This is a genomic window from Micromonospora sp. NPDC047738, assembly GCF_040642675.1.
Lineage (GTDB): Bacteria > Actinomycetota > Actinomycetes > Mycobacteriales > Micromonosporaceae > Micromonospora.
The window spans coordinates 27,042-53,852 of record NZ_JBEYSO010000021.1 but is presented as its reverse complement, the minus strand read 5'-3'; the positions used below and the strand labels follow the sequence as shown (position 1 = coordinate 53,852).

Here is a 26,811-nt window from a genome sequence, read left to right as displayed (position 1 = left end):
ATGCGTGGATGGCTGCAGAGCAAAGGGCAGTGACCACCCCACGCCGGGGCGGCAGACCCGGCAACGGAACGTGACGAAGATGACGAACACGGAGAGCCACAGCCGGCGGCACGGGCGCGGGCCGATCGTGCTCGGGGCGGGCGGACCGCGCGGAGGGTGCGCCGGCGCGGGCGGCAGGGGGCGAGCCGCCGGGACGGGTCAGGCGTCGCCGGCCAGCCGGGCGGCCAGGTGGCGCAGGGCGAGCCGGTAGCCGTCCACGCCCAGGCCGCAGATCACCCCGGTCGCCACCGCGGAGACCACCGAGTGGTGCCGGAACTCCTCGCGGGCGTGGATGTTGGAGATGTGCACCTCGACCAGGGGGCCGCGGAGCATGGCGCAGGCATCCCGGACCGCGATGGAGTAGTGCGACCAGGCGGCCGGGTTGAGCACCACCGCTGCCCCCTCGTCGGCCGCCGCGTGCAGCCAACCCAGCAGCTCGTGCTCGGCGTCGGTCTGCCGGACGACCACGTCCAGCCCCAGCTCCCGGCCGGTGTCCACGCACAGGGTCACCAGGTCGGCGTAGCTGGTGACGCCGTACACGTCGACCTGGCGGGTGCCGAGCCGCCCCAGGTTAGGCCCGTTGAGCACGTACACCCTCATGAGCTGATCTCCCGGTAGGCGTCGTGCAGCAGCTCGTCGTCCGGGCCCTCCAGGATCGCCGGGCGGGCCGGCCCGTCCAGCACCACGAAGCGCAGCGTGTTCCCGCGGGCCTTCTTGTCCACCCGCATGGTGGCCAGCAGGCGCTGCCAGGCGTCGGCCCGGTAGGTGGTGGGCAGACCGAGCAGGCCCAGCACCGCGCGGTGCCGCTCGGCGGTGGCCGGGTCCAGCCGGCCGGCGAGCCGGGCCAGGGTGGCCGCGTAGACCAGGCCCACCGCAACGGCGTGACCGTGCCGCCAGCGGTAGCCCTCGACCTTCTCGATCGCGTGGGCCAGGGTGTGCCCGTAGTTGAGCACCTCGCGTACCCCGGACTCGCGCAGGTCCCCGGAGACCACGTCGGCCTTGACCCGAATCGCCCGTTCGATCAGCTCACGGGCCACCGATCCGGCCGGGTCGACGGCGGCTGCCGGGTCCCGCTCGACCAGGTCGAGGATCACCGGGTCGGCGATGAAACCACACTTGACCACCTCGGCCATCCCGGCGGCCACGTCGACCGGGGGCAGGGTGTCCAGGGTCGCCAGATCGCAGATCACCCCGGCGGGCGGATGGAAGGCGCCGACCAGATTCTTGCCGACCGCGGTGTTGATCCCGGTCTTGCCGCCCACCGCGGCGTCGACCATGCCCAGCAGCGAGGTCGCCACGGGCACCCAGCGCACCCCGCGCAGCCAGCAGGCCGCCACGAAACCGGCCAGGTCGGTGACGGCGCCGCCGCCCACCCCCACCACGGCGTCGGTACGGGTGAAGCCGGCCTCGCCGAGCCGGTCCCAGCAGGCGGCGGCCACGTCGATGTGCTTGCCCGCCTCGGCGTCCGGCACCTCGATCAGCAGCGGCGCGACACCGGCCGCCCGCACCTGTTCGGCGATCCCCTCGGCCAGGCCCTTCAACGCCGGCGCGTGCAGGAAGGCCACCCGTTCCGCGCCGGGCAGCAGCCGCGGCGGCGGGGTGAGCAGGTCACGACCCACGAGCACCTCGTACGGCCGCTCGCCGCCGACCGGGATCCGCGTCACCTCGTCGGTCATCGCGCCGCCCGCCCGTCGGCCGTGAGCAGGGCGGCGAGTTCGACGGCGAGCTCCTCCGGGGTACGCCCGTCGGTGACCACGGTGGCAGTCGCCACCTCCGCGTAAAGCGGCCGACGCTGCTCCATCAGGTGTTTCAGTGTGGCCCGGGGGTTGAGCGCCAGCAGTGGCCGGCCGGCGCCCAGGCCGACCCGCTTCACCGCGTCGGGCAGCTCCACCGACAGGTGCACGACGGTGTGCCCGATCAGCGCGGCGCGGTTCTCCTCGGCGAGGACCGCGCCCCCGCCGAGGGCGAGCACCCCGGGGTGCGAGGCCAGCGCCGCCGCCACCGCCGCCCGTTCGAGGGTACGGAAGTGGTCCTCCCCCTCGTCGACGAAGATCTCCGGGATCGGCTTTCCGGCGAGCTGCTCGATGTCGGTGTCGGTGTCCCGGAACGCCACGCCGAGCGCGGCGGCGAGCGCCAGCCCCACCGTGGTCTTGCCGGACCCGGGCGCCCCGACCAGCACGCAGACCGGCCGGATCACCGGATCACCAGGGCGTCGAGGTAGCCGGCCAGGTTGCGGCGCATCTCGGCGACCGAGTCGCCGCCGAACTTCTCCACCGCGGCCTCGGCGAGCACCAGGGCCACCATCGCCTCGGCCACCACCGCCGCGGCCGGCACCGCGCAGACGTCGGAGCGCTGGTTGATCGCGGTGGCCGGCTCCCCGGTGGCGACGTCGACCGTGGACAGGGCCCGGTTCAGCGAGGAGATCGGCTTCATCGCGGCCTTCACCCGCAGCGGTTCACCGGTGGTGATGCCGCCCTCCAGGCCGCCGGCCCGGTCGGTCACCCGGCGTACCCCGGCGGCCGTGGGCAGGATCTCGTCGTGCGCCTCCGAGCCGCGCGAGCGGGCCTGCTGCCAGCCGTCGCCGATCTCCACGCCCTTGATGGCCTGGATGGACATCAGCGCGGTGGCCAGCCGGGCGTCGAGCTTCCGGTCCCACTGCACGTGGCTGCCCAGGCCCGGCGGCACCCCGTACGCGAGCACCTCGACCACGCCGCCCAGGGTGTCGGCGTCCTTCTTCGCGGCGTCGACCTCGGCGACCATCCGGGCGCTGGCCTCCGGATCGAGGCAGCGCAGCGGGTCGGCGTCGATCCGCGCGGCATCCTCCGGGGTCGGACGCAGGCCGGGCTTCACAGCGACCGGGCCGAGCTCCACCACGTGGGAGACGATCTCCACGCCGAGCGCCTGCTTCACCAGAGCCTTGGCGACCGTGCCCACGGCGACCCGGGCGGCGGTCTCCCGGGCGCTGGCCCGCTCCAGGATCGGCCGGGCGTCGACGTGGCCGTACTTCTGCATCCCGGCCAGGTCGGCGTGGCCCGGGCGGGGACGGGTGAGCGGGGCGTTGCGGGCCTGCCCGGCCAGCTCCACCGGGTCGACCGGGTCGGCGGCCATCACGGTGCGCCATTTCGGCCACTCCGAGTTGCCGACCCGGATCGCCACCGGGCTACCCAGCGTCACGCCGTGCCGCAGGCCGCCGATGATCTCGACCTCGTCCTGCTCGAACGACATCCGCGCGCCCCGGCCATAGCCGAGCCGGCGGCGGGCCAGCTCACCGGAGATCTCCGCGGTGGTCAGCTCGACGCCGGCGGGCACCCCGTCCAGCATCGCGACGAGGGCGGGTCCGTGCGATTCACCTGCAGTCAGCCAGCGCAACACAGCGGTCAGTCTGTCACGCCCGGTGTCCGCCCCGATGCTCCGCCCACCGCGTCCCGCCCTGCGGACGGGCTGAGCACCCGGGGCTGAACCTGGTCGGACCCCGCGCAGCTCGTGGTTTCCAGTTAGCCGGCCAGCGGACGTCGGCGCACCGCTCTAGGTACGGCCGCCAGGAGAAGTCCGAGAACGACGGCGATCCCGCCGAGATACGCCAGCGGCCGCAGCCCGAAGAAGGTATAACCGAGCCAACCGGGGGTCGGACCTGTCGGGTCGAGGTAGGCCGTGAGGATCGCTGCCCCGCTGAGCAGCGTCGCGGGGAGCACCGCCAGGAGGCCACCGCCGCACAGCAATGCGACAACCTTCCGCCGGCCGGGGTGCAACCGGTGCGCCCGCTGAAATACGTAGGCGGCCAGCAGCCAGCCGGCCGGTCCACCGACAACGAGTCCGACACCGGTCAGCGAAAGAGCGTCGGCGGGCGTCGTACGAGTGAGGGCGACCTGCAGCCCGTAATGAGACTCGTCCAGGTCCCCCTCGGAAAAGATCTCGACCAACCAGCCTTCCTTGATGGCCGCTACCTCCGGGCAGCATCCGCTCAGGTCGCTGCTCCGCAGTTTCCAGCCGGCCTCCTGCATACGACGGCCAGCCGCCTCAACCATGTCCCGCCGAGGCTGGTCGTCCGAATACGTGAACTGGAAGAAGACCTTTCCTGCCCGATATTCGTCCGTCCCTCCCAACAAATAGAACCAGCGCGGATCGAGATACTCCGGATTCTGATCGAAGGTGAAGTCCCACCGTTGCGGCTCTACCGGCGCTCCTGGCGGTAGTGCCCGGCCGACCAGTTGACGCACTTCGACGTCTCGGGGCAAGGGTGGGGCGCTGCGCCAGCCAAGAAAGTTGCCGAAAGCTCCCAACGCCACCGCGGCGGTCACGGCCGCACTCACGGCGAGGGTGACGCCGAGAGCCCCCCAGACACGGAAGCGGTATTGAATAGCTCCTAGAAGAAGGCTCGGAGCCTTCATCGTCTGTGGCATTGGTTCTCCTTGTCTGGTTCCCGCATGGCCACGACAGATGTAGCCATGAACGACACATTGCCCTGCCCGGAGAGGGCCGCAGCGTGCTCGCTGCGGCCCTCTCCGCCGGCATCGCCGGAGCGGTCAACTGCCGGTCAGGACCACCACACGCTCACCGTGAGCCGTTCCCAGCCGTAGATGGGGCGCCACCATCCGTACAGCCGGACTGCGTCGGTGTCCTTCCAGTAGCGACGAGAGGAGTTCCACGGGTAGAGCCACTGCAGCGGAGTCCTCGAGCAGAGCTTGTACGCCCCACAGCGGTCACGTGCGATCCGCACCTTCGCCGGACCGAGGTTGTAGACCGCGCCGCAGAACCAGGTGCAGTCGGTGGACCCCTCACCGCTGGCGTCGTAGCAGGTCAGCGGATCGGCAGAGCAGTACTCGTAAATGTTGGCGCTGCCCTGATAGACGGGATCGACCTGGAGGAAGCGACCCGTCGCGGGGTTGTAGAGCCGTACACCCATCAGGATCAGACCTGCCGGCGTATCGCTGGCGCGGAGCTCGGAGCCCAACCACCCGTATCTCCGCGCACCTGCGTCAGCACTGTTGCGAGGCAGCCCGTACTCGGTCTGTTCGCTCGTGAAGGACAGCCCGGACCCGCTGCCCGACATCCCGGCGACCACGTCACCATGCAGGTTCAGCAGGGTCCACGTGGTGCCACTGGCGCTGCTGACGGTACCGGCCACACCGGTCAGGCTGATGACCGGACGGGACACGTTTGTGCCACCCTCGTCGGTCCAGGCCGGATTGTCGCCGTCTCCGCTGTAGTGATGCTTCTTCGTCTCACCGGAGGCGGTGTCGGTCCATGACCGGAGCCTGGTCGCCATGACGTCCAGGTCGTAGCTTGCCGTACGGGTGCCCTGGGTGATCGTTCTCACCATGTCGTTGACGTGGTACGTGAGCTGTGCGGCGCCTCCGGCTACCGCAGAGTCCCCGGCCGGCTGGCTGAGGACCCGCCCGAGAGCGTCGTACGTGTAGCCAGCGCCATCAGTCCGGGCAGCGCTGTCGTACGTCCACGAGCGCGTCGTGGTCGCAGTCGCGGTTTGACAGGCACCGCTCGCGTCCGGGCCGTACTCTACAAGGCCGGTCCGGTTGGTTCCCTCGTCAAGGTCGTACGCACGAACGACGCACCGACCACCGGCCGTGTCGCTGACCTTGACCAGTCGGCCGGCCCCGTCGTACGTGTTGGCCTGCGCGGAAAGGGTCCCGGCCCGCTTGAGCCAGTCACCGTGAGCGCCGCGCTGCACGCTCTCGGTGTAGAGGGTGCAGGTGGTCTGACCACACCCGGGCAGCGTGTAGGTGATGCTGCTGGGATCTCCGGTCTCATTGATCACGTAGTCGACCACGACCCCGTTCGGCCAGCTCTGGCTGACGACCTTGCCGTCGGCGTCGTACGCGGCGTTGAAGGTGCCGGCCTGGCTGTCCACAACCGTCCCCGGCAGCCCTCGGCGCTCGCTACCGACGTCGTATGTATAGGTCCGGGTGGCCTTGCCGTCGTCGACCGTCGCCGGCCTGCTGGCGATGTCGTACGTATTCACCGTGGTGTTGCCGTCTGCGTCAGTGTAGGAGGTGGCGCGACCCAGCGAATCGAAACCACGGGCGACCTCTGCCGTCACCGCTCCCGAGCCGTTGATCGACTGAGTGCGCAGAAGATGGCCGGTGGCAACGTCGTACACGCTGCGACGCTTCTCCACGGGCTCACCGAGGCCGGACGCCGAGACCGTCTCCTCGTACCGGCGACCGGCTGAGTCGTAAGTCGCCTCCCGGCTCCTGACCTGGCCCGACGAGGTCTTCTCGATCGTCAACCGGACCTGGCCGTACATGTCGTACGTGGTTTCCGTGGCGGGAATCTCCTGGCCGGACTCGGGCTGGCCACCGACCTGAACCCGGCAGACCAGGCCTGCCCACTCGGGTCGCCCACCACACCCTGGGTAGGTGCCGTTGGCCGCCGAGGTGTAGTAGATCGTCAACCGGGTGGCCGGGGTGGTCTCGACACTGCCGCCAGCCGCCGTGGTGTTGCTCGTCACCCGCCCGGCGGCGTCGTAGCCGGTCCGGGTCGTGAGATCGAGTCCACCCGGGTCGACCGTGATCTTCGTCGGCTCCCGCAGCGTCCAGTCGTACTGGGTAGTGGTGGTACGGGTGTCGGCGTCAGCGGTGGTGCCTGCGTTCACGTAGCTGATCGAGACCCGCTCCGTGGTCGGCAGGTTGAACGGCCCGCCGGTTGCCGGGGCCCCCTCGTCGTAGATCCAGCGGGTGTGCGTCCGGCCCCGGATGACTACGCCGCTAGTCAGCACGGCCTCATGCTCAGGCCCGAAGCTCTCCAGCAACTCATGGCCATCCGTGGCGTACACCTTGGTCGTGGCCAGCCCGGCCGCGAGTGACGCTTCGGCTGCCGCGTCATCGCTCCCGGACTGGTCGAGTGCCCGCTTTCGGTTTCCCGGCGTCAGCTCACGAACGACGTTGCCGAACGCGTCGTACCAGGTGGCGGCGAGTGCGCCGCCGGGTACTGCGGTGTTGACCGCACGAGCATTGGCATCCAGGTAGGTGACCGTGGCCCGCTCGTAGGACGCGGGCAGGATACCGGCCGCCTGATCGCCGGTCGGCACCTGCGTCACCGGAAAGACCGCCGTGGCATCCGTCGGCGGCTCGTCCTGCCCCCAGCGCCTGGTCTGCGTAGCGGAGAGGTCATATGGAGCGCCGCTGCCGGAGGTGGGAACCCGGTAGACGACGGTCTGTACGGCGGTCCCCGCCGTCAGGGCCGTACGGGTCACTGCGGACAGCCGCCCCTTGCCTGGGTCGGTGGGCAACGTCGTGTACGAGAATTGCCACGGCTGCAGGCCAGGAGGGGTCATCGACACGATGACTCCAGCGGTGTCGTAGGAGTACACCGTCCGGACCGAACGCACACCGTTGTCGTCGGTGTAGTCCAGGCGAGGATCCCACACAGCTCTCAGCCGCCCGGTGTTGTCGTAGGAGTAGCGGGCCACGACGACGCTCCGCATGGCAGGCGTGACGAGGTCCGGGTCCCAGGCGGTGTACGACACCTCGTCGAGTCGCCCTGTGTAGCTGCCCCAGGTCCCGTCGGCGACGCCGGTCGCGGTCGTCGAGGTAGCGTAGGAGAAGGTCAAGGCCCGGCAACCGCGCACCAACGTCGTGCAGGACACCCCCGCCGCCACCGGCGCCAGCATTCTGGTCGGCCGCATGACGTCGGACGACCCGAGCGTCACCTTCTGCCAGGAGTAGGTCGACGTGTTCTCGGACCCAGGCGAGCTCACCGAGGTCGGGGTGTAGACGCCGGCAGGGTCGGTCGACGTACGGGTGAAGCTGGTCGCCTGGCCATCACTGTCGGTCAAGACGAAGGTGTCGCTGGTCGCCTGGTATGTCAACTTCTGCGACTCCGCGCCAACCTGCGACTGATAGTCCACCCCGGTGCTGTCGGCCTTCGTAAAGCCGAGCACCGACCCGTCAGGCAACTTCACCTGTACGAGGCTGCCGTAAGTCGTGAGCTCGTTGTAGGACCCCGTCGACTCCGTCGCGGCGAAACCCGATACCCAGCCCGATCCGAACAGCGGATCCACGGCGTCGGGCTGCCGGCTGTTGAAGGCCCGGGACAGGGACAACCCCGACACTGCCACATCGGACTGGTTCAGCTGCAGATTGCCGGTGATGAGGTTGACCGAGCCGGGACCGATGTCCGCGCTCTCGGCGCTGGCGCGGTTGCGGTCGAACGTGATCCGGATGGGCGGCTCGCCCACATTGTCGAACTGACCCCGGAACTCCAGCGGGCCATCCCGCGGAATGCCCTGGGCATCTGCGGCGGCGAGGGTGGCCTCCACGTTCCAGATGACCTTTGGGATGGCGCCGTTCGATGCCTTGAGCGGCCATCCGGCCACCGTGCCACTACCGTCCGCGTAGGCCACATCTGCCTTCGGCAGGACGGTCCAGGTGTCGGCACCGGCCCGGCGCCATTGGTAGCGCACGCCGGTGATGGTCGACGAGATCACCGAGGTGATCTCGACCTTGGCGGCGGTGACGTCACCGACCTCCGGCGACGTCACCGCCGCCGAACCCACCTTGAACGGGTACCCGCGCACGTTGGACAGGTTGCCCGCCGAGTCCCGGCTGCGGACGTAGATGGTGTGGAAGCCGGCGGTGGGCGGGGTCAGCGTCACCGACGCCTGCGCCCCGAGGCTGGGGGCGTTGACCACCTTGTCCGGCGGGTTGACGTCCATCGCGTACACGTAGGCGGCCACATCACTGGCGCCGTTGGGGTCGAAAGTGAACACACCGGGGACTCCGGCGTCGCCGCCCCACTCGTTCTTCGGGTAGGTGGTGGAGCTGGTCCACGGCGGGCTGGCGTGCGTGGTGTCCACGGAGAACTCGCAGAACGACGACCAGGTGCCGTCGACCGCGCCGTCGTTGCCGCGCACCCGCCACTTGTAGGAGGAGCCGTTGGCCAACACGCCGGACGGGATCGTGGCGCTCAACGTGGAACCGGAAGCCGCGGTGCCGGTGACCGTGCTGCCGAGCTTGGTGGAGCCGGTCAAGCTCCACCACTCGAACTCCGCCTTGACCGGCGACGCCTCACCGTCGGAGATCACAGCCCGCAGCTGTGGGGTCAAGCTGTTGATCTGCGGACGGCCGCTGCCGGTCGCGCAAGCCGACTCAGGCACCGTCGAACGCGTGCCGACGGTCGGGTACGAGTTGTAGCTCACCACCGCGTACGGCACCTGAGAGCTGTCGACCGCGTTGCGGGAACGGAACTGCTTGAAACTGTTGCCGGTCGTCTCGTCCGTGCCCCGCACACCCATATACGCGGTGGACTGCCCGGCCGTGGCGGCCCGCTGGAAGAAGCTGGTGCCACTGATGCTCACCCAGCCGTCGTCGCAAGCCGACGAGTAGCCCTTGGTCTGAGTCGAGGTCGCCTCCTTCTGGATCCAGGCCGGCTGCGTGCCCCACCGGGTCGCCGAGGAAGCCTGGCCAGTGGTCCAGATCTCCCAGGAGTTCGCGGTGCAGGTGTTCGACCAGAAGTTCCAGAAATAGACCGTCGCCGACGTGACCTGCTTACCGGCCAGCGCGGAGGTAGGCCAGTGCACGAAGGCGCGTGCCTTGACGCTCGGCGAGCCGGCCAGCAGGCCCAGCTGCAGGTCATTCATCCCGCTGCGGTCGACCGCGTCACCCTCCTTCACGTACGTGTCGAAGGACGTGTATAGCGGGTTGATCTGCGGATCGATGGTCACCGGGTACTGGGTGGCGGGATCCTTCAGCCACTTCAGGTCCGGGGTGAGCCGCATGGTCAGGCCGCCGCCGGCAGCCTTGGCGTTCTTGGCGGGCCGCTCGGCCCGGGTGGGGATGACCGCCCGACGGGTCGGCTCCTCGGAGCCCGGCGCCCGCTGCGCGTCCCACATCTCCGGTGCCGGGATGCCCGCGATCGGCCTGCCCTTGGCGTTCGTGAGAATGAGCCCACCGGTGGGGTCCTGGGTGAAGGAGGAAAGCCCCTTGCCGGTGACCGGCAGCGCCAGCGACGGGATCCGGTCGACGGCCGATCGGTCCTTGACCGTCAGGTATTCGGAGAAGCCGGTCCGGGTGGCCTCGACGACCAGGTCGATGCCCGGCACGACGTTCCGGTAGGTGGCCCGGTTCTCCTCGAGGGCCGGCGCCGGCAGGGCGCCCGGCCAGCCGAGGGCGAGCCGCCCGTCACCCTTGCCGACCGCCGCCAACTCCCCGGCGGCCGACCGGGCTCCCGAGATCCACAGGTCGAGTGGGTGCGCGGCAGCGCGCACCGAGCCGTCGGCTTCCGGCCGAAGGGTGAGGTCGATAGGCACCCAGCGGTTGTCCCGCCGCACTCGCACCGGACCGGCGTGGACAGTCGCCTCGACCTGCCCGTCGGGATGGGCGATGTACTCGGTCGAATCACTGGTCATGCCCGTGATCCGGACCCGCTTGCCGGTCATCCGGGCGGTGATCAGGGCGGCGATCTCGTCCGGCCGCTCCAGCACCTGATCCGGTACCGTCTGCGGTGCCGCCTGCGCCTTCTGCGCCGGAATCTCGTTGGCGACGGTCACCGCCAATACCGCCGCCATCCCAGCGGTGAGCAGTCTGCCCCACCGGGCGGTCGTCAGCCTCGCACAGCCGATGATCGAGCCGGCTGTTCGTACCCGTGCAGGAGCCATTAATGGCCCTCCCCCGTGTCGTTGGACCAAAACGAGGCACAGGCTACGATGCGACGAGATCGAAGGTCAACGATAACTCTGGGTTGCCGAAATGGGCCTCCGCCCGGAAGAGAATCCGCAGCCTGTAACACCACCTTCGGCGGAGCGGCTACCCACCGTCACAGCCGGACCGACCACTGGAGACGCTCCACAAAGGACCGGAGGACGGGAGATGATCGACTTGCCCTTTCCACTCAAGGTCCCCAGTGGAAGGCCATGCCAAGCCGGTCGGCGAGGGCCGCGTTGTACGGCGCGTAGTACCGGGTCAGTTCGTCGCGCACCGCGGCGTCCATGGCGCTGCTGCGCCGGTCGTTGAACACCTCGTACCGGTCGAGCTGGTACGGCGGCAGCCCGAGGAAGTCCAGCACCCGCGCGTACGCGGCGGCCGGCTCCCGGTAGAACGTCTCGCTGGGCAGGATGAGCAACTGCTCCCGGTCGAACCGGTCCAGCCACGGCTCCAGGTGCTCCAGGTACCGGCCCCGGGCCCGATAGCTGTACCAGTCGTAGGCGTTGCTGACGTACGTCGGGTCGGCGATCAGCTTCTCCCGCTCCCCCGCCGTGCGCTCCTCCTCGGCCGCGAGGGCCGCGGCGAAGCCGAGCGGCTCCACGCCCTCGGTGCGCCGCTCCTTCCAGTGCGAGTACGCCCGCTCCACCGGGTCACGCAGGAGCACGATGAGCTTCACCGCCGGGATCAGCTCGGCCACCCGGGCCGGAGCGAGGGGGTGGAACATGTACAGCGGCGCGGCCTCCCCCACCCGGGTCGGCCCGCCGTGCCGGCGTTCCAGGGCCCGTCGCTGCCGCTCGGTCGGGAAGTGCGAGCGGTACCAGGCCTCGCCCCGGGAGTAGGTGTCCTCGAAGTAGTGCGAGGTCTTGGTGTTCCAGGCCGGGAAGAGGCGCGGCACCAGGGGGTGCTCCAGCAGGTACCGCCAGAGCGACGTCGTCCCGCCGCGCTTGGTGCCGATGACCAGGAAGTCCGGCAGCGGCCTCCGGTCGCTGGTCCGTTCCCCGTAGCGCACCAGCGAGCTGCGCACCCCGCTCAGCACCGGGGCGGGCACCAGCGTCTTCACCCGGTCCCGCAGCGTCGTCATCCTGTCCTCCTCGTCATCGGGGTGGCCGCCCCAACAGGGTGGGCACGGTGGTGCGCATCCGCCGGCGTACCTTGGGGTGCAGCAGCAGCGCGACCGCGAGCAGCGCCACCACCCCGAGGGTGAGGAACAGGCCGGCCACGCCCCGACCGGCGACCGCCGCCCCCGTCCCGGCCACGACGGCGGTGCCCGGCGCGGCGACGACCGCCGCGCGCAGCACCTCCCGCGTGATCAGCGGCTCACCGACGACCCGGCGGGCGGCCGCCGTGGCGATCACGTTCTCCACCACGATGCCGGCCGTCCAGGCCGCCGCCGCGCCAAGCGCACCGTGGGGCGGAATCAGCACCAGGGCCAGCCCGACGTTGAACACCAGGCCGGCTGCAGCGGCGAGCAGGTGCCGCCGGCTGCTGCCGCTCATCAGCAGCAGGGTCTGCACGATGCCGGTGCCGGAGTTGACCATCATGGCGCCCGCGAGGACCGCCATGGCGGACGCGCCGGCGGTGAACTCCGCGCCGAACAGCCACAGGAAACCCGGGGCGAATATCGCCAGCAGCAGGTACCCCGGCCAGGACAGCGCGATGATCCAGCTGGTGATCCGCCGGTAGACCAGGACCGCCTCGACCCGGCGGCCCTGCCCGAGCAACCGGGACAGCTGCGGCGCGACGGCCACCCGCAGGCCCTGCATGACGAGCAGCCCGGCGAGGGCGTACCGGCCGACCGCGCCGATCACGCCGGCCTCGGCCTGGTCGGCGAGGGCGGCGGTGAGCAGCACGGTGAGCCACATGCTGCTGGCGTCGATGGCCGCCGACGCAGCCCGGGGCAGGGCGAATCCCCAGAGCGTGCGCCAGTCCTCGCCGACCGGGCGCAGCGCAGCACCGGCAGCGAGGCCGAGCGGGCGGACCAGCAGCGCCGCGCCGACCAGCCCGGCCAGCAGCACCGGGGCGAGCCAGCCGGCGAAGACGGCGGTCACCCCCGCCCCGGCGGCGACCGCGGCGAGCACCAGCGCGGGACGGGCGGCGGGCAGCAGGACGTACTGCACGGCGACCAGGGCCGCGACCGGGCGGACCGCGCGGACGGCGGCGAGCAGCAGGGTCATCGCCACCACGAACGGCAGGCCGGCGAAGGCCAGCCGGAGCAACTCCTCGCCCCCGGTCGTGCCGGGATCGAAGAACACCGGCGCGAGCAGCCCGGACAGGGCGACGCCGGCCGCCGCCACACCGACGGTGAACAGCAGCGCCGGCGACAGCGCGACCGGCAACAGGCGGGCCGCGTCGCCGGTTCGGCCCGCCGTGCGCCGGGGCAGGGCCCAGACCAGCGCCGTGTCCGCGCCCGCACAGCAGAGCGCACCCAGGACGGTGACGATGCCGATCGCGGTGAACATCGCACCGGAGCCGGCGGGTCCGAGTCCGCGGACGATCACCACGGTCAGCACGAAACCGAGCAGGCCGTTGACGGCGGCCCCGGCCAGTCCGACCATCCCGCTGCGCGTGCCGCGGCGGACCTCCCGCTCGCCGACGGTCGCGGGCGCGCCCGGCACGGCCGTCGTACCGGTCACGGCGTCCCTCCCTGCCGTGGCGCCTCGGGCGCCGGACGATCCGCGACGGTGGTGGGCGGTGGCGAAACGACCGGGTCGGCCGGCGCCCGGGGCTCTGGCACGACCGGCGCCGGCGCGTGTTCGGCCACCGGGTCGGGCGCGCCGGTTGCCGGGCCGGGCACCGAGGCGGCGGTACGCAGCGGCACGGTGGCCACCCCGGCCCGTGCGGACGGCTTCCGCCGGCCTGGCACCGCCGCCCGGCCGAAGCCCCTGGTCCGCCACGACCGCAACGGCACCGGGCGGGACATGGCGGACGGGCCGAGCGCGGCCCGGTTGACCGGCCCGGCGACCGCGGCCAGCCCGGCGCCGACGGCGAAGAAGATCACAGACAGGTTCGGGTCGATGTACGCGTACACCGGAATGACCACCAGGGCGATTACCGGGACCGTGCTCAGCCAGAAGCCGGCCGGCGACACCGCAGCGGCCAGCCGCCGGGCGGCCAGCAGCAGCCAGGACAGGAAGACGAACAGCGCCGGGATGCCGTGGCTGTAGAGGATCTGCCAGATCAGCCCCTGGGTGCCGAGTGGCTCCTCGGCCAGCGTGGTGTCGACGCTCTTCGGCGCGCCGTAGCCGAGCAGCGGCGAACGCTCGACCGCCTGCCAGGTACGCAGGTACAGGTCCATCCGGTCGACGTTGGTGTCGGTGGTGCTGACCCGTGCGTTGATCATGTCCTGGACCGGGACCACGAGGCTGACGATCCAGACCAGCAACACCAGCCCGGCGATGGAGAGGATGAGGCGGGCGTTGCCCCGGAGCAGCGCACGCAGGGCGAGGTAGAGCAGGCCGGCGCCGAGGCCGAGGAACATGCCGCGGTTGAGCGTCAGGAACGCCGGCACCACCGACAGCGGCAGCGAGAGCCAGAGCGCCCGCCGGAACCGGCCGGTGCGCACCGAGGTCAGGTACGCCAGCACGCACGGCACCAGCAGGGCGTACGCGGTGCCCCAGTTGTTCGTGTACGGGTACGGCGCGGCCGTGCGGTAGATCGGTGCCCGGGAGACCGGGTTGAACTCGTTGAGCCGCACGTGGGTCAGCGCCTGGATGTACCGCTGCCCGCTGACGGCGTGCGGCAGCGCCAGCTCCACCGGGGTGGTCAGCGCGAAGGTGGGGGCCAGCACGGCCAGCCAGCCCAGCGCCACGATGCCGAGCCAGTACCAGCCCAGCGGGCGCAGCACCCGCTCCCAGGCGGCGCCCTCCCGCACCAGGGTGTGCACGTACACGCCGACGATCAGGGCGGTCACCAGGAAGCCGAAGCGCAGCCCGAAGGTGAGGTAGGCGGTGGCCCGGTCCAGCCGGCTGGCGCTGAGCAGCACCAGGGCGAGGAACAGCAGCCAGCAGGCGGTGCCGGCGGGCAGCGGGACGCGACCGCGCGCGACGAGCAGGGCGAGCAGCACCACGCCGAGCACCGACCAGCCGAGATAGAACGCGCCGAGCGCCCACCACAGCGGCATCAGGGCGAACATCAGGGTCAGCGGCCAGACCGGCAGCGGCGCGGCAGGCATAAGCCGCGACCCGGACGCGCCGCCGCCCGCCGGTCGCGAGGCGCTCACCGGCGGGAGGGTCCCGGCCGCCCGGTCAGACACCCCGTCCCGTCCGCTGGGCCAGCCGGAGGACCCGCTCGCCGGACAGCAGGCCGAGCACCACGGGGACGGTCACCAGGACTCGCTTCTCGCGCGGGTTGAGCCGGAGCACCCGGCCCAACTCCCGGACCGCCTCCCGGCGGCACCGCCCGGAGGCGAGGGCGAAGGCGATCTGCCCGTGCAGCCGGGCCAGCCCGGTCCGGCTGCGGGCCAGTTCGGGGTGCTTGTCGATGAGGTATCGGGTCGCCTCGACGATCATCGCCCAGCGGCCGAAGAAGAACGAACCCCCATGCCAGTCCACCACCACCAGGACCTCAGGCACGATGACCACCGGACCGTGCGCGGCGATCCGCAACAGCCACTCGTAGTCCTCGCCGTAGCCGCCGGGCAGGTCCTCGTCGACCGGGCCGACGGCGTCCCAGGTGGAGCGCGGCAGCAGGATGGTGCTGGAGTGCACCTCCATGATCCGGTCCTCGACGAAGTCGGACAGGGTCACCTCGGTGGCGTCGAGCCGCCGTTCCTTGGCGATGCCCGGGCCGTCCAGCCGGATGCCGCAGCTGATCGCGGCGGCGTCCGGCCGGACGGCCAGCAGCTCCGCCTGGCGGCGCAGCTTGCCCGGCAGCCAGTGGTCGTCGTCGTCGCAGAAGGCCAGCAGGTCGTGGGCCGCCTCCTCCGCGCCGGTGTTGCGGCCACCCGGCAGGCCCCGCGAGTGGGTGTTGTTGACGTAGCGAAGTGCCCGGCCGCCCGGCACCGGCAGGTCCAGCGGGCGGATGTCGGTGTGGTCGTAGACGACCAGGCATTCCACCGGCCCGGGATAGTCCTGTTCGAGCACCGCACGGACGGCTCGCTCCAACAGCCCCGGGCGGTCCCGGGTGGCCACCACCACGGTCACCGGCGGGTACACCCCGCCCGCCCGGACGGCCGGCTGGTCGTGGTCAGTCACGCCCATCTCCCGTCAGTACGAATCCGAACGGCTCCACGCCCACCGCACGCAGCCGCTCGACCAGGCGGACCAGCTCGGCGATGCGGGTCCGGTCCCGGGCCGCCACCACCACCGCGCGGCCCTCCCGGGCGGCCCGCACGCCCCGCTCGTCGTGCAGCGCGGGCGGTGCGTCGAGCACCGTGAGGCCGTCCCCGGGCAGGGCGTGCAACTCGACCAGCCGGACCGTGCCGGAGCCGATCCGCAGCTCCTGCCCGTCGTTCCGGCTGCCCGCGCCGGCCGCCGCGGGCCGGCTGGCGGGGATGGCCTGGGTCTTCTCCTCGTTGGTGGCGGACCTGTACACCCCGCTGTTCGGCCCGTCCGCGGTCGGGTAGGGGCGCGGCTTCCGCACGGCGGGGATGACGGCCGTGTCGTCGGGTCCGGCGGTGCCGCCGGCAGCCGCCGCCGGTGCGGTCGCCGGCTGCCGCTGCCGGATGACGCGCGCCGGCTCCACCGGCGGATTGCGGCGCTGTGCGTCCAGCATCAACGGCCGGATCCGGTCCAGGCTCTCCGGCGTGACGCCGAGCTGCACCTCGTGTCCGGCGCCGGCGAGCGTGGCGGCCAGCCCACCGGTCACCTGCTCGCGTCCGTCGTTCGCCGACGAGGACAGCAGCACCAGCGGGCCGCGGTGCGGGCCGTCCACCCAGCGGGCCAGCGCGAGCGCGAGGTACCGCAGGTCCGACTCGTCGGGCTGCCCGCCGCGGTTGCGGCGGACCGTGCCCAGCAGCGGCGCACCGATCGCCGCCACCGCCTCGGCCGTGGTGCGCAGCCGTCGGTCCAGGGATTCCCGCGCGAAGGCCACCAGCGCGCCGAGCAGCAAGCCGCCGAGCAGGCCCGCGACGAGGATCACCGGCGCGGCGTCCCGGCTGGACGGGATCGGCTCGCGGGCCGCGCTCGTGATCGACCCGGGGCTGAGGTCCGCAGAGGCGATCTTGGACCGCTGCTCGGCGAGCGTGGCGAGCTGGTCGTTCAGCGCCCGCAGCTGGTCCAGCAGGGCGCTGGTGCGCGGCGACGGGCTGTCCGCGGCCTGGCTCGGCAGGGATCGCTGCGTGGTGGTGCGCTGCGCCGTGACCACCGCGATCGTGTCGTCGTACGACTTCAGCACCGCCGCGCGCTGGTTCTCGTAGATGCCCCGGCGCAGGTCCAGGTACGCCTGGCCCGCCCCATTGGCACCCTGGACCGCCTCCCGCTCGCTGTGCGCGGCGTAGTTGAAGCGCATCACCTGGCCGCCGACCGGGGTCTCCACCTCCAGCGCATCGGCCACCTCCTTGGTGTCCCGGCCGGTGATGGCGGCGACCTTGTCGATGACGTCGTTGCTGGTCGCGATGCCGCTCTCGGCCGTCATGTTCACCGCGCGATCGGCGCCACCGGAGGGCACCGAGAACGGGTCGGTGACCACCGGGCGGATCACCACGGCCGTCGTCGCGGTGTACGTCGCCGGCAGCACGAACAGGTAGAGCAGCACGGCCAGCTGCACCGCCGCCGCCACGCCGAGCATGGTCCGCCACCGCCGGAGCGGAACCCGGGCCAGCTCGACGAGGCCGACCGGGTTCTGTCGGGCGGGAGCGACGTCGGTCACGTCCATCAGTCAGGTCCTTGCGCGATGAGGAATGGGTAACCGCCTCGGGCCGGAGCGGGACCACCCGGGTGACCGTCTCATTGTCACCGGCCGGGTGCCGGTTGCGGCAGTGCGGCCCGAGCCGCCCCGGGCGGTCCGCCATCCCACGAGGGTGGCGGGACCGCCCGGTCGGATCGGACCGTCAGGAGGTGGCGAAAAAGAGCGTCCTGCTCGACCAGTTCACGCCGCCGCCCGCCGCCGCGAGCTGGACCGAGGCGGCGCCGTCGACGGCCGTCCCGTCGAACGGCACCGCGCGCAGCGAGCCGTCCTGATTGCCGTAGACGAGCTTGCCGCTGACCCAGGCCAGGCCGCGCACCCCACCCCAGGACAGGCCGGTGCTGGGCAGGGTGAACTCGGTGCAGCCGACGATGTAGCCGTCCGGCTCCAGATACCGGTAGAACAGCCGGTTCGTACCGGACTTGGTGTAGTACATCCGGCCGTCGAGATAGAACGCCCCGGTCATCGCCGCCGCGTTGAACCAGTCGTTGTATCCGCTGCTCACCCAAGGCGCGCCCACCGCACCGCCCGAGAAGATCGACACCTCGAGGTAGCTGCCGCTCGGCGCGCTCGCATCGGTCTTCGACCAGTAGACCTTGTTGCCGATCGAGAAGGACGCGCCGGCAGCGGTGAGGTTCGGCTGGCTGGCGCTGACCGGGGTGCCGAGCGTGGTGCCGTCGAACGGGACCTTGGTCGCCTGCCCGTTGGCGGAGGAGACGTAGAGGAAGCCCGACGCGGCGGACGGGGCGTTGACCGCCGCCACCGTACGCCCGCCGGCCAGCGGGAACAGGCCCATCCGGCCGTGGTACTCGTTGCCGACGCCGTCGGAGTCGAAGCCGGCGTACAGGCCGGTGCTGCCGCGCCACAGCTCCCACATGATCGGGCCCCAGGTGGTGGTGCCCGCCGGGGCGCCCGAGCGGCCCGGGTTCCAGACCAGCGGCATGCCGTTGATCGGGTCCAGCGCGCCCAGGCCGAACCGGTTGATCGCGCCGGCACCGGCCGAGTCGTTGCCGTTGGCGTTGTTCAGCCAGCGGAAGTGCCCGCCCACGTAGACCACGTTGTCGGTGACCTCGACCGAGGTCACCGAGTCGGTGCCGGTGTAGTTGACCCAGGTGGCGTCGATGCCGGCGCCCCGATCCACGGTCTCGAACCGGGCGATCGCGTCGCAGTACGCCCCGTCGCCCCGTCCGCCGTCGGCGATGATGACGAAGTACGTGCCGTCGTCGGAGAAGTCGACGTCCCGGGCGTAGAACGGGAACGACCAGTCGTAGCAGGGCGCCACGTACCGCTGGGTGCTCCAGTTCGCCACGGCCGGGGTGCCGGCCAGGTCGACCACCACGACCTGGTTACGGGCCTGCCCGTTGACCTGGGTGAAGTTGCCGACCGCCACCAGGGTCCGGCCGTCCGGCGACACCGCCAGGCCCCAGACCAGCTCGCTGCTGGCCCGGGCCACGCTGGCGTCGATCTGGAAGGTCGGGTCGATCGCGCCGGTGGTGGCGTCCAGTCGGGCGAGCAGCGAGTGCTGGGTGCCGTTGACCCAGTGGAACGCGCCGGCGATGTAGAGCTTGGTGCCGACCACAATGGTGCGCCGGACGAGACCGCCGTCGCTGCGCCCGGCCCAGCTGGCCACGGTCGCGCCGCTGGTCGGGTCCAGCTCGACCAGGTTCTTGCGGCTGACCCCGTTCACGTTCACGAAGGCGCCGCCGACGATGAGCTTGCCGTCGGGGCTGACCGCCAGGGCGTGCACGGCGCCGTCCAGCACCGGGTTGAAGCCGGTCTTCAGCGCGCCCGTGGTGCGGTCGTACGCGAAGAGGTAGTTGCGGGTGGTCCATGCGCCGCCCGCCGCCTTCACGGAGGTGAACGATCCGCCGACGTACACGGTGGTGCCGATCTCGGCGAACGCCTTGGTGTCGCCGTTCTGGGCGTGCGGGGTTTCGTCCGCCGGATTCGCCGACGTGAGCGTGCTGGTGACCGGCGTGAGGCCCGCCGCGCGGGCTGGCGCGGCGAGCAGCCCGACGGCGAGCACCGGCGCGGCGAGCACGGCGAGCCACCGCCACACCGGTCGAGACGTTCTGTGAAGCACTGGCGCCCCCAATGAGGTAGTGAGAACACGACTAGCTTGCTGGAAACGGACATTCGGCACCATCAACCGACCGGTCCGCCCGGTCACCGGCTCGGTCCGGTTCCGACGTACGAGTCGCGTCCCGGATCTCCGGTGTGGACGTGGCTCGGTTGTCGACCGGCGGAGGCGGACACGAGGTGGTCCGGCCAAAGTGGCCTCACGCCGGGTCCGTCCACTGAAACGGCGCGACGGCACCGCTCGCCTCGACCGTCCACGATGCCGCCTCCGTCAGGTCCTCGAACGTCACGGCGTCGGCTTCCCGGGCCAGGACCAGGCCGCGGCGGTCCAGATCCCAGGCCAGCTCGACCTGATGGTCGTCGACGTGCTCGTCGTGGCAGCGCCGGCGCGGCACGTAGACGGCCCGGCGGCCGGCCCGCATCGCGGCCAGCGCCGAGCCCACCCCAGCGTGGGTCACCACCACGTCGGCCTCCCGCATCGCCTGCTGCATCTCCGCGTACGGGACCTGCGGGCGCGCACCGGCCGGCAGCTGGGGGATCCGGGTGGACCCGACCTGCCACAGCACCTCCACCTCCGGCGGCAGCACCTCGACCAGTCGGGCCAGTAGCCGGGGGAAGCCGAAGTGCTGGTGAGTGCCGAGGGCGACGACCACCCGGGACACCGGCCGCGGGGTGGCGAGGCGACTGGTGCGGTAGCCGTCGAAGACGGTGCCGCCGTACCGCCACCGCTCGTCCGCCCAGCCCGGGTACTGGGTGTAGAGCCGGGTGCGGGGCACCCAGGCGACCAACTGGCCGGTGAGCGAGGGGCCTTCCGTGCGGGTCGCGCTCTCGATGTAGTGGCAGGCGAGCCCGCGCCGGCTGGCGGGCACGAAGAAGGACATGGCCACGCTGGCGCCGGTGCTGACCACCCGGGTGAACCGGCCGCCGCGCAGCACCCGTCGGGCGGCCAGCAGGTTGCGCGCCGCTCCCATGGCGTCCCGGGTGGTCGCGGGCGGGATGTGGATGACCTCCTGATCCTCCAGGAGGGAACGGCTCTGCGGCGAGTCGAAGGTCGCCCAGACGCAGTCCTCCCGCAGGCCCAGCCTCGGCCGCAGGTCGTACAGCTCGGCGAGATGCCCACCGGTGGAGGCGACGAGAAGGGTGGTCACGTCTTGCCCAACTTCCGTTCGAAGGGTCGCGGCAGGGCGGTTCCGGGCCACCGCGGGAGGAGGTCACGGGCGGCCCGGGCTCGGGTCAGGTGCCGATCGTGACGTCGTGGCGCGGGGCCGGGGCGGTGGACCGCTCCGGGGACCGGAACCGCCCTTCCGCCACCAGGACGGCGAGCACCATCACGCCGGTGAGCAGAGAGCCGAAGATCCAGCCGCCGACGACGTCCGTGAGCCAGTGCTTCTCGGCGTAGACGCGGGTGTAGCCCTCCACGGTGACCAGCATCGCCAGCGCGGTGGCCAGGGTGACGCGGACCCGGCGGGGCATCCGCCAGGTGAGCGCGGCCAGCACCAGGATCGTGCCGAAGGTCATCAGCACCCGCGCGCAACCGCCGGACGGATAGGTGCCCAGGTCGGTCGGCGGGTGGCCCCGGTCGACCACCAGCTTGAGGATCTCCTGGGTGTACTGCTCCACGACGAACTGCAGCGGCAGCGCGACAAGCGGGATCCACCAGCGCCGACGCCGCCAGGCGACGGCGAGGACGAGGGCGGCGACCACGGTGACCCACTTGAGCGGGTACCGGTCACCGATCGCGGTGACGAACGAGTTGACCTCGGCCCACCCGTCGACCCGCCGCGCGTGCACGTACTCGAACACCGGATGGTCGACGTGGGGTTCGAGCCGGGACAGGGCCTCGCCCAGCGGCCAGCAGACGGCGACGACCGCGGCCGAGCCGGCGAGCAGCACGACCACGGCGGCGCCGAGCCGGCCGAAGGCGGCGGTGAGACCGGCGACGGCGACGCGCAGCCGCCCGGCCGCCCGGCTTCCCGCCACGGCCGGGGCCCAGCGGCTGGCCAGCCACGGAACGAGGATCGCCGGCACGAGTACGGCAAGCACCCCGCAGACGTAGATCAGGATCACCGGCGGTCACCGCCGTCGGGCCGCCGGGCGGGCGAATCGGCGCCCGTCCCGGGCCGCGCGACGCGTGCCCGCCGCCGCACGCCCTCTGCCATGCCAGCCACCGGCCGGACCTCCCCGTGCCCACGGCCCAGGGGCGCCCCACGCCACCCGGGCCGGATCGAACCCGCCACCAAGTGACACGTGGTGATCGAGTGCTGACACCCTAGTGGAGCTTCCTCGCCGGCGGTAGCGAGGGCGACGGCTCTGTGGTGTTTTTTCCCGTATTCCAGTCGCCTCCCCGACAACGGGCACCGACCGGCTCAGTCTCGCGGCAGCCCCAACCGGTCGGCGAGCAGGTGCAGCAGGGTGGGGTGCAGTTTGCTGCTCCAGCCGCCGCCCCCGGCGGCGAGTTCCGCGGTGCGCAGCCACAACTCGACGAGGTAGACGTCGGCGACCAGGCGACGGCGCGCCGGGTCGAGACCAAAGACGGCGCCGTACCGTTCCAGCACCGCTGTCATCTCGCCCGCCGCCTCGGCGACCGGCCGGCCACGCAGCGACAGTGCACTCTGGAACGCCTGGTGGGCGAGGTCGAAGCCGACCGGCCGCCCGGTGCCGCTGTTCTCCCAGTCCCAGGCGAAGAGGCGGCCCCGGTGGGTGCCGAGGTTCCAGGGCACCCAGTCGCCGTGCCAGTGGCCGAACTCCAATGTGGTCGTCCCGTCCCGGTCGGCGAGGGCCGCCAGCGCCGGGACGACCGGCCCGCCGGCGCGTCCGGCACGTGCGGTGAGGTCGGCCAGGAACGGCGAGTCGGCCAGCGGCCGGGGCGCGGCCGGCGGGCCGCCGCGCCGGGCGACCGCGAGCATCGCGGCCACCTCCGGCCGTTCCGGGCGGGCCAGCCGGCGCACGCCGGCGGGCATCGGCTCGACCAGGGTCACCGCCAGGTCACCCCAGGCGAGCTCCCGCAGCAGCCGGGGCACCTCGGGAAACTCACCCGCGCCCCGCGGCAACTCCCGCAGCGCGTCGGCCTCCGCGCGGACCATCGCCCGGGTCGCCTCGTTCCAGCCGACCTTCGCGTACGCCCGCGCGGCGCCCCGGCCGTCGAAGAGCTGCAGCGTCGGCTTGTGGTGCGGATCGGGTGGGCGGATGCCGATCGCGGCGTGCAGGGGGCGGCCCTCGATCCGGGCGAGGTACGCGGTGAGCAGCAGCTCGGCGGGATCGGCGGTGGCCGGGACGGCGACGGTCAGCACCGGCATCCGAGCCAGCTGGGTGGCCCCGAGACCGGCCAGCACGCCGACGGCGAACCGGTTGACGCGGACCCGGGGCGGCCGCAGCGCGTTGTACGCCAGCGTCGACGCCGCCCCGACCCGGCGGGACGGCAACGGCAGCAGGAACTTGGCCCGCTCCATCGAGGGCACCACGGCGTACCGGGCGACGACCCGGTGTCCCGGGGGCGGCACCGCGGAGCCGGGGCCGACCCCGAGCCACAGCCGCGCCTCCCCGAAGATCGCCCGGCTCACCCAGCCGAGGCCGTCCTGGCGGATCCGTGGGTCCTCCACCACGTCATGTCCTCCCCTGTGCCAGCCCTGCGCCCCGGCACGCTGGCGGTCACGATATTGGCGACGGGCAACGGTCCGGCCGACGGGCGGGGCGGCCGGTGTTGACGGTCAGCGCTGCCAGACGCGCACGTAGTCGACCCGGAAGTCGGCCGGAAAACGGGTGGCCGCGTCGGGACGGCCCAGCCAGCCCCCGACCTGGAAGTTCAGCCGCAGGTTGAACGGCTTGTCGAAGGCCTCGTCGAACCACGGCGTGGTGCCGCGGTCCCGCTGCCAGACCTGCCGGCCGTCGATGTACCAGCGGATCACCCCGGGCTCCCACTCGGTGGTGTAGGTGTGGAAGCCATCGCCCGGGTGCCCGCTCGGGAACTCCCAGCGCTGGTCCTGCTTGACCGGGGTGTAGTCGTAGAAGATGGCCTGGGTGGCGGCCCGGTGGTACGCCGCACCGCCGGGCAGCTCGACCACGTCGATCTCACCCTTGCCGCCGTCGTCCGGCCGCAGCCAGAACGCCGGCCACAGCCCCTGCGAGTCGCTCGGCCCGTTCGGGGACTCGGCGCGCACCTCGAAGCGTCCGTAGCGGAACGAGGCCTTGCCGATGGTGTCCAGGTAGCTCTCGGTGTACTGCCGGAGCTGCGAGCCGCACGCCGTGGTCTTCCGCTGCGCCCGGAGGGTCAGCACGCCGCCCGAGACGATCACGTTCTCCGCGTCGTCGACGTTGCAGCCGAGGTCGATGTCGCGCGCCTCGCCGTTCCGGACGTTCCACCTGGCCCGGTCGACCGTCGAACCGTCGAACTCGTCCGACCAGACCAGCCGCCAGCCCGGTACGTCCGTAACGTGGCGGTCAGCCGAGGCCGGCGCGGACGGACGGGCCGCCGGCATCACCTCGGCGGCGACCCGGGGCAGCGCCAGGGCGACGAGGCCAGCGACCAGGGCGGCACCGAGGACGCCGAGCACCACGGGTCGGCGGGATCCGCGGACGGCCGGACGGTCGTGCTGGGGCGGGTGCCCGGTCACAAGCACTCCCTGGTTCGGCGAAGGGTTGCCGCAGCAGCGTATCGACCTGTCGCACTCCGGTCGTGCCGGTCGGGCGCCCGGCCGGAATCAGACGCGTGCCGCAGCCAGCGCCGCACGCATCGCGTCTACCGGCGCTTCGACGCCGGTGAACTGCACGAACTGGTCGACCGCCTGGGCCAGCAACAGGTCCAGCCCGGAGACCACCCGGCAGCCGGCGGCGAGCGCGGCCGTGGCGAGCGGGGTGGGCCAGGGATCGTAGAGCGCGTCGAAGAAGACGGACCCCGGCCGCCAGTCGAAGTGCCCGGCGAGCGGGTCGGCCACCCCCTTCGGCACGGTCGAGATCACCAGATCGGCGCGGGCGTGCGCCGGGGCGCCGTCCCAGTCGGCGCCGGCCAGGGGCACCCCGACCGCGCGGGCCACCGGGCGCAACTCGTCGATCGCCTCCGGCCGGCGGGCCACCACGGTCACGTCGGCCGCGCCGATCCGGGCCGCCGCCGCGATCGCCGCCCGGGCGGTGCCGCCCGCGCCGAGCACGGTCACCGTGGCGCCGGCCGCGCAGCCGGCCGTGGTCAGCACGTCGACCATGCCGGTGACGTCGGTGTTGTCCGCGTACCAGGTGCCGTCGGGGCGGCGTACCAGGGTGTTGGCGGCACCCACGGCGGCGGCGACCGGAGAGGCTTCGTCGGCCACCGCGAGCGCCGCCTCCTTGCCCGGCATGGTCACCGACAGCCCGGCCCACTCCGGGCCCAGGCCCGCGACCAGGCCGGCCAGCTCGTCGGCCGCGCACTCGATCCGGGTGTACGACCACCCGGTCAGCCCGGCCGCCGCGTACCCGGCCTCGTGGATCACCGGGGAGAGCGAATGGGCGATCGGCTTACCGACGACGGCTGCCCTCAAAATCGGCAGTTCTCCCCGGTCAGCACCTTGTTCTGGCACATCGTCTTCTTGAGCTGCACATATTCAGCGTCGTTGGAGCCGTAGCCCATCGTGCCCTCTTTGTCGACGGTCATGAAGTAGATCCAGTCACCCGGCGGCGGGTCCAGCGCGCCCTTGAGCGCCTCCTCGCCGGGGTTGCCGATCGGAGTGATCGTGAGGCCGTCCACGCCGTGGGTGCGGTACGGGTTCTTCGGGTCGTTGATCTCCGACCGCTTGAGGATGTCGGAGTCCTTCGGGTCCTTGCCCTGCAGCCGCAGCCAGTAGTTGATCGCGCTGTCGATTTCCAGGCAGTGGCAGTGGTACTTGTCGGTGTAGACCCGGTTGTAGATCACCCGGGCCACCTTCGGCAGGTCCTTGTTGTGCACCGACTCGGCCTGGGCGATCGAGGCGGTGATCAGCGCCTCGTACGGGGAGATCTGCCGCTCCTTCTGCACCCGATCGACGAAGTCGAGCTTTTGGGTGACGGTGAGGAACTGCTCCACCATCATCGACAGGATCTGCTCGGCGGTGGCCTTCGGCGGGATCTCGTAGGTGGACGGGTAGAGGAAGCCCTCGATGCTCTTCGTACCCTTCTTGCCGTCGCCGCGCTTGAACCAGAAGTCCGGCACGCCCAGCTTGGCCGGGTCCGCCGCGGCCTTCTTGAACTCGGCGACCGGGATCTTGGTCTGCTTCGAGAGCAGGTCGTAGATTGCCAGGCTGATCATGCCCTCGGGGATGGTCACCCCGTTGACCACCCGGCTCTTCGGGTCGAGCAGCAGGGTGACCACGTCGGCGGCCTTCATCTGCTTGCGGACCTTGTAGCTGCCGACCTGGATGTTCTTGCTGCGCGAGTTCGCCTCGGCGGCCTCGATGAACGCCTTGGTGCTCTTCACGACCCCGGCGTCGTAGAGGGTGTTGCCGATGTCGGTGAGCGTGTCGCCGGCCTTGACCTGCACCAGCACCTCGCCGGAGCCCGGGCCGTCGTAGTCGGGGGTGACGAGGTAGCTGCGGATCCGGTCGAAACCGACGTAGGCGCCGCCGCCGATGCCGCCCAGCAGCACGAGCGCCATCAGGAGGGCGAAGACCGTCTTGCCCCGGCCGCCGCGCGAGCCGCCGTTGCGCTTCCGTACCGCGCTGCGCCGGTGCCGGCCCTTCTCCCCCCTCTCCTGCTCGTCGAACACCACGTCAAGGTCGTCGATCATTGCGTCCGCCTCCGCTGTGCGTCCAGCCAGCTCTGCAGAATCTCCACCGCGGCGGCCTGATCGACCACCGCCCGTTGGCGCTTTCCCCGGACGCCCCGTTCGGCCAGCCTACGACTCGCGACCACGGTCGACATCCTCTCGTCCGTCAGCGTCACCGGAATCGGCCCCATTACATCAGCCAAACGGGCAGCGTACGCCGATACGTTCAGCGCCGCCGGGCCATGCTTTCCGGCGAGGTTGACCGGCAGCCCGACGACGATCTCGACCGCCTCGTGCTCCGCGGCGAGCCGGACCAGCTCGGCCATGTCGGTCGGTACCGCGTCCGGCGCCGCGGTCAGGTCACGGGCGAGGGTGACCAGCGGGGTGGCCAGGATGCCGTGCGGATCCGACCGGGCCACCCCCACCCGGACCTGCCCGACATCCACCCCAAGTCGAACCCCCCGGGTCGGTTCAGCCATCTACCGG

Annotated in this window: 19 protein-coding genes; all 19 read right to left on the bottom strand. The window is 71.8% G+C overall.

From position 1 onward, the window contains the following. Nucleotides 1–198: 198 nt before the first annotated feature. A complete protein-coding gene (gene aroQ / locus ABZ783_RS26735; RefSeq protein WP_357442641.1) occupies nt 199–639 on the bottom strand; it encodes a type II 3-dehydroquinate dehydratase in 441 nt (146 codons plus the stop codon). Continuing rightward, complete coding sequence (gene aroB, locus ABZ783_RS26730; protein ID WP_357442639.1) at nt 636–1,715, bottom strand: 3-dehydroquinate synthase; 1,080 nt, start codon at nt 1,713–1,715, stop codon at nt 636–638. The genes aroQ and aroB overlap by 4 nt, the downstream gene beginning before the upstream one ends. Next, on the bottom strand, nt 1,712–2,233 hold the full coding sequence (locus tag ABZ783_RS26725; protein ID WP_073835332.1) for a shikimate kinase: 522 nt from the start codon (nt 2,231–2,233) through the stop codon (nt 1,712–1,714). The genes aroB and ABZ783_RS26725 overlap by 4 nt, the downstream gene beginning before the upstream one ends. After that, the gene (gene aroC, locus ABZ783_RS26720; RefSeq protein WP_357442637.1) at nt 2,233–3,411 is read right to left on the bottom strand and encodes a chorismate synthase; all 1,179 of its coding nucleotides are present in this window, start codon (nt 3,409–3,411) and stop codon (nt 2,233–2,235) included. Before aroC ends, ABZ783_RS26725 begins: the two co-directional genes overlap by 1 nt. A gap of 122 nt (nt 3,412–3,533) precedes the next feature. Then, on the bottom strand, nt 3,534–4,439 hold the full coding sequence (locus ABZ783_RS26715; protein WP_357442635.1) for a hypothetical protein: 906 nt from the start codon (nt 4,437–4,439) through the stop codon (nt 3,534–3,536). Nucleotides 4,440–4,573: 134 nt separating this feature from the next. Then, nucleotides 4,574–10,543: an RHS repeat-associated core domain-containing protein gene (locus tag ABZ783_RS26710; RefSeq protein WP_357442633.1), complete on the bottom strand. Its 5,970-nt coding sequence runs from the start codon at nt 10,541–10,543 to the stop codon at nt 4,574–4,576. Between the two features lie 341 nt (nt 10,544–10,884). Further along, nucleotides 10,885–11,778, bottom strand: coding sequence for a sulfotransferase domain-containing protein (locus tag ABZ783_RS26705; RefSeq protein WP_357442631.1), 894 nt, complete (start codon nt 11,776–11,778; stop codon nt 10,885–10,887). 13 nt (nt 11,779–11,791) lie between these two features. Next, complete coding sequence (locus tag ABZ783_RS26700) at nt 11,792–13,330, bottom strand: polysaccharide biosynthesis C-terminal domain-containing protein (protein WP_357442629.1); 1,539 nt, start codon at nt 13,328–13,330, stop codon at nt 11,792–11,794. Beyond that, on the bottom strand, nt 13,327–14,868 hold the full coding sequence (locus ABZ783_RS26695) for an O-antigen ligase family protein (RefSeq protein WP_357442627.1): 1,542 nt from the start codon (nt 14,866–14,868) through the stop codon (nt 13,327–13,329). The genes ABZ783_RS26700 and ABZ783_RS26695 overlap by 4 nt, the downstream gene beginning before the upstream one ends. Before the next feature lie 73 nt (nt 14,869–14,941). Continuing rightward, the gene (locus ABZ783_RS26690) at nt 14,942–15,889 is read right to left on the bottom strand and encodes a glycosyltransferase family A protein (protein ID WP_357442625.1); all 948 of its coding nucleotides are present in this window, start codon (nt 15,887–15,889) and stop codon (nt 14,942–14,944) included. Further along, nucleotides 15,882–17,510: a lipopolysaccharide biosynthesis protein gene (locus ABZ783_RS26685; protein WP_357442623.1), complete on the bottom strand. Its 1,629-nt coding sequence runs from the start codon at nt 17,508–17,510 to the stop codon at nt 15,882–15,884. Before ABZ783_RS26685 ends, ABZ783_RS26690 begins: the two co-directional genes overlap by 8 nt. A 175-nt stretch (nt 17,511–17,685) precedes the next feature. Continuing rightward, nucleotides 17,686–19,599 (bottom strand): delta-60 repeat domain-containing protein, encoded by a 1,914-nt coding sequence (locus tag ABZ783_RS26680; protein ID WP_357442621.1) that lies wholly within the window; start codon nt 19,597–19,599, stop codon nt 17,686–17,688. 220 nt (nt 19,600–19,819) lie between these two features. Next, complete coding sequence (locus ABZ783_RS26675; RefSeq protein WP_357442619.1) at nt 19,820–20,767, bottom strand: glycosyltransferase; 948 nt, start codon at nt 20,765–20,767, stop codon at nt 19,820–19,822. Nucleotides 20,768–20,852: 85 nt separating this feature from the next. Beyond that, nucleotides 20,853–21,686: a phosphatase PAP2 family protein gene (locus ABZ783_RS26670; protein ID WP_357442617.1), complete on the bottom strand. Its 834-nt coding sequence runs from the start codon at nt 21,684–21,686 to the stop codon at nt 20,853–20,855. Between the two features lie 299 nt (nt 21,687–21,985). Further along, a complete protein-coding gene (locus ABZ783_RS26665) occupies nt 21,986–23,221 on the bottom strand; it encodes a hypothetical protein (RefSeq protein WP_357442615.1) in 1,236 nt (411 codons plus the stop codon). Nucleotides 23,222–23,326: 105 nt separating this feature from the next. Then, a complete protein-coding gene (locus tag ABZ783_RS26660; protein ID WP_357442613.1) occupies nt 23,327–24,229 on the bottom strand; it encodes a glycoside hydrolase family 16 protein in 903 nt (300 codons plus the stop codon). An 87-nt stretch (nt 24,230–24,316) separates the two neighbouring features. Beyond that, nucleotides 24,317–25,126, bottom strand: coding sequence for a shikimate dehydrogenase (locus tag ABZ783_RS26655; protein WP_357442611.1), 810 nt, complete (start codon nt 25,124–25,126; stop codon nt 24,317–24,319). Further along, the gene (mltG, locus tag ABZ783_RS26650) at nt 25,123–26,346 is read right to left on the bottom strand and encodes an endolytic transglycosylase MltG (protein ID WP_357442609.1); all 1,224 of its coding nucleotides are present in this window, start codon (nt 26,344–26,346) and stop codon (nt 25,123–25,125) included. The genes ABZ783_RS26655 and mltG overlap by 4 nt, the downstream gene beginning before the upstream one ends. Beyond that, complete coding sequence (ruvX, locus tag ABZ783_RS26645) at nt 26,343–26,804, bottom strand: Holliday junction resolvase RuvX (RefSeq protein ID WP_357442607.1); 462 nt, start codon at nt 26,802–26,804, stop codon at nt 26,343–26,345. Before ruvX ends, mltG begins: the two co-directional genes overlap by 4 nt. Nucleotides 26,805–26,811 lie beyond the last annotated feature (7 nt).

Bases quoted from the DNA above. Each gene is read 5' to 3' on its own strand.
- aroQ (WP_357442641.1), bottom strand. From the start codon at position 639: ATGAGGGTGTACGTGCTCAACGGGCCTAACCTGGGGCGGCTCGGCACC.
- ruvX (WP_357442607.1), bottom strand. From the start codon at position 26,804: ATGGCTGAACCGACCCGGGGGGTTCGACTTGGGGTGGATGTCGGGCAG.
- mltG (WP_357442609.1), bottom strand. From the start codon at position 26,346: ATGATCGACGACCTTGACGTGGTGTTCGACGAGCAGGAGAGGGGGGAG.
- aroB (WP_357442639.1), bottom strand. From the start codon at position 1,715: ATGACCGACGAGGTGACGCGGATCCCGGTCGGCGGCGAGCGGCCGTAC.
- ABZ783_RS26695 (WP_357442627.1), bottom strand. From the start codon at position 14,868: ATGCCTGCCGCGCCGCTGCCGGTCTGGCCGCTGACCCTGATGTTCGCC.
- ABZ783_RS26705 (WP_357442631.1), bottom strand. From the start codon at position 11,778: ATGACGACGCTGCGGGACCGGGTGAAGACGCTGGTGCCCGCCCCGGTG.
- ABZ783_RS26715 (WP_357442635.1), bottom strand. From the start codon at position 4,439: ATGCCACAGACGATGAAGGCTCCGAGCCTTCTTCTAGGAGCTATTCAA.
- ABZ783_RS26685 (WP_357442623.1), bottom strand. From the start codon at position 17,510: ATGGACGTGACCGACGTCGCTCCCGCCCGACAGAACCCGGTCGGCCTC.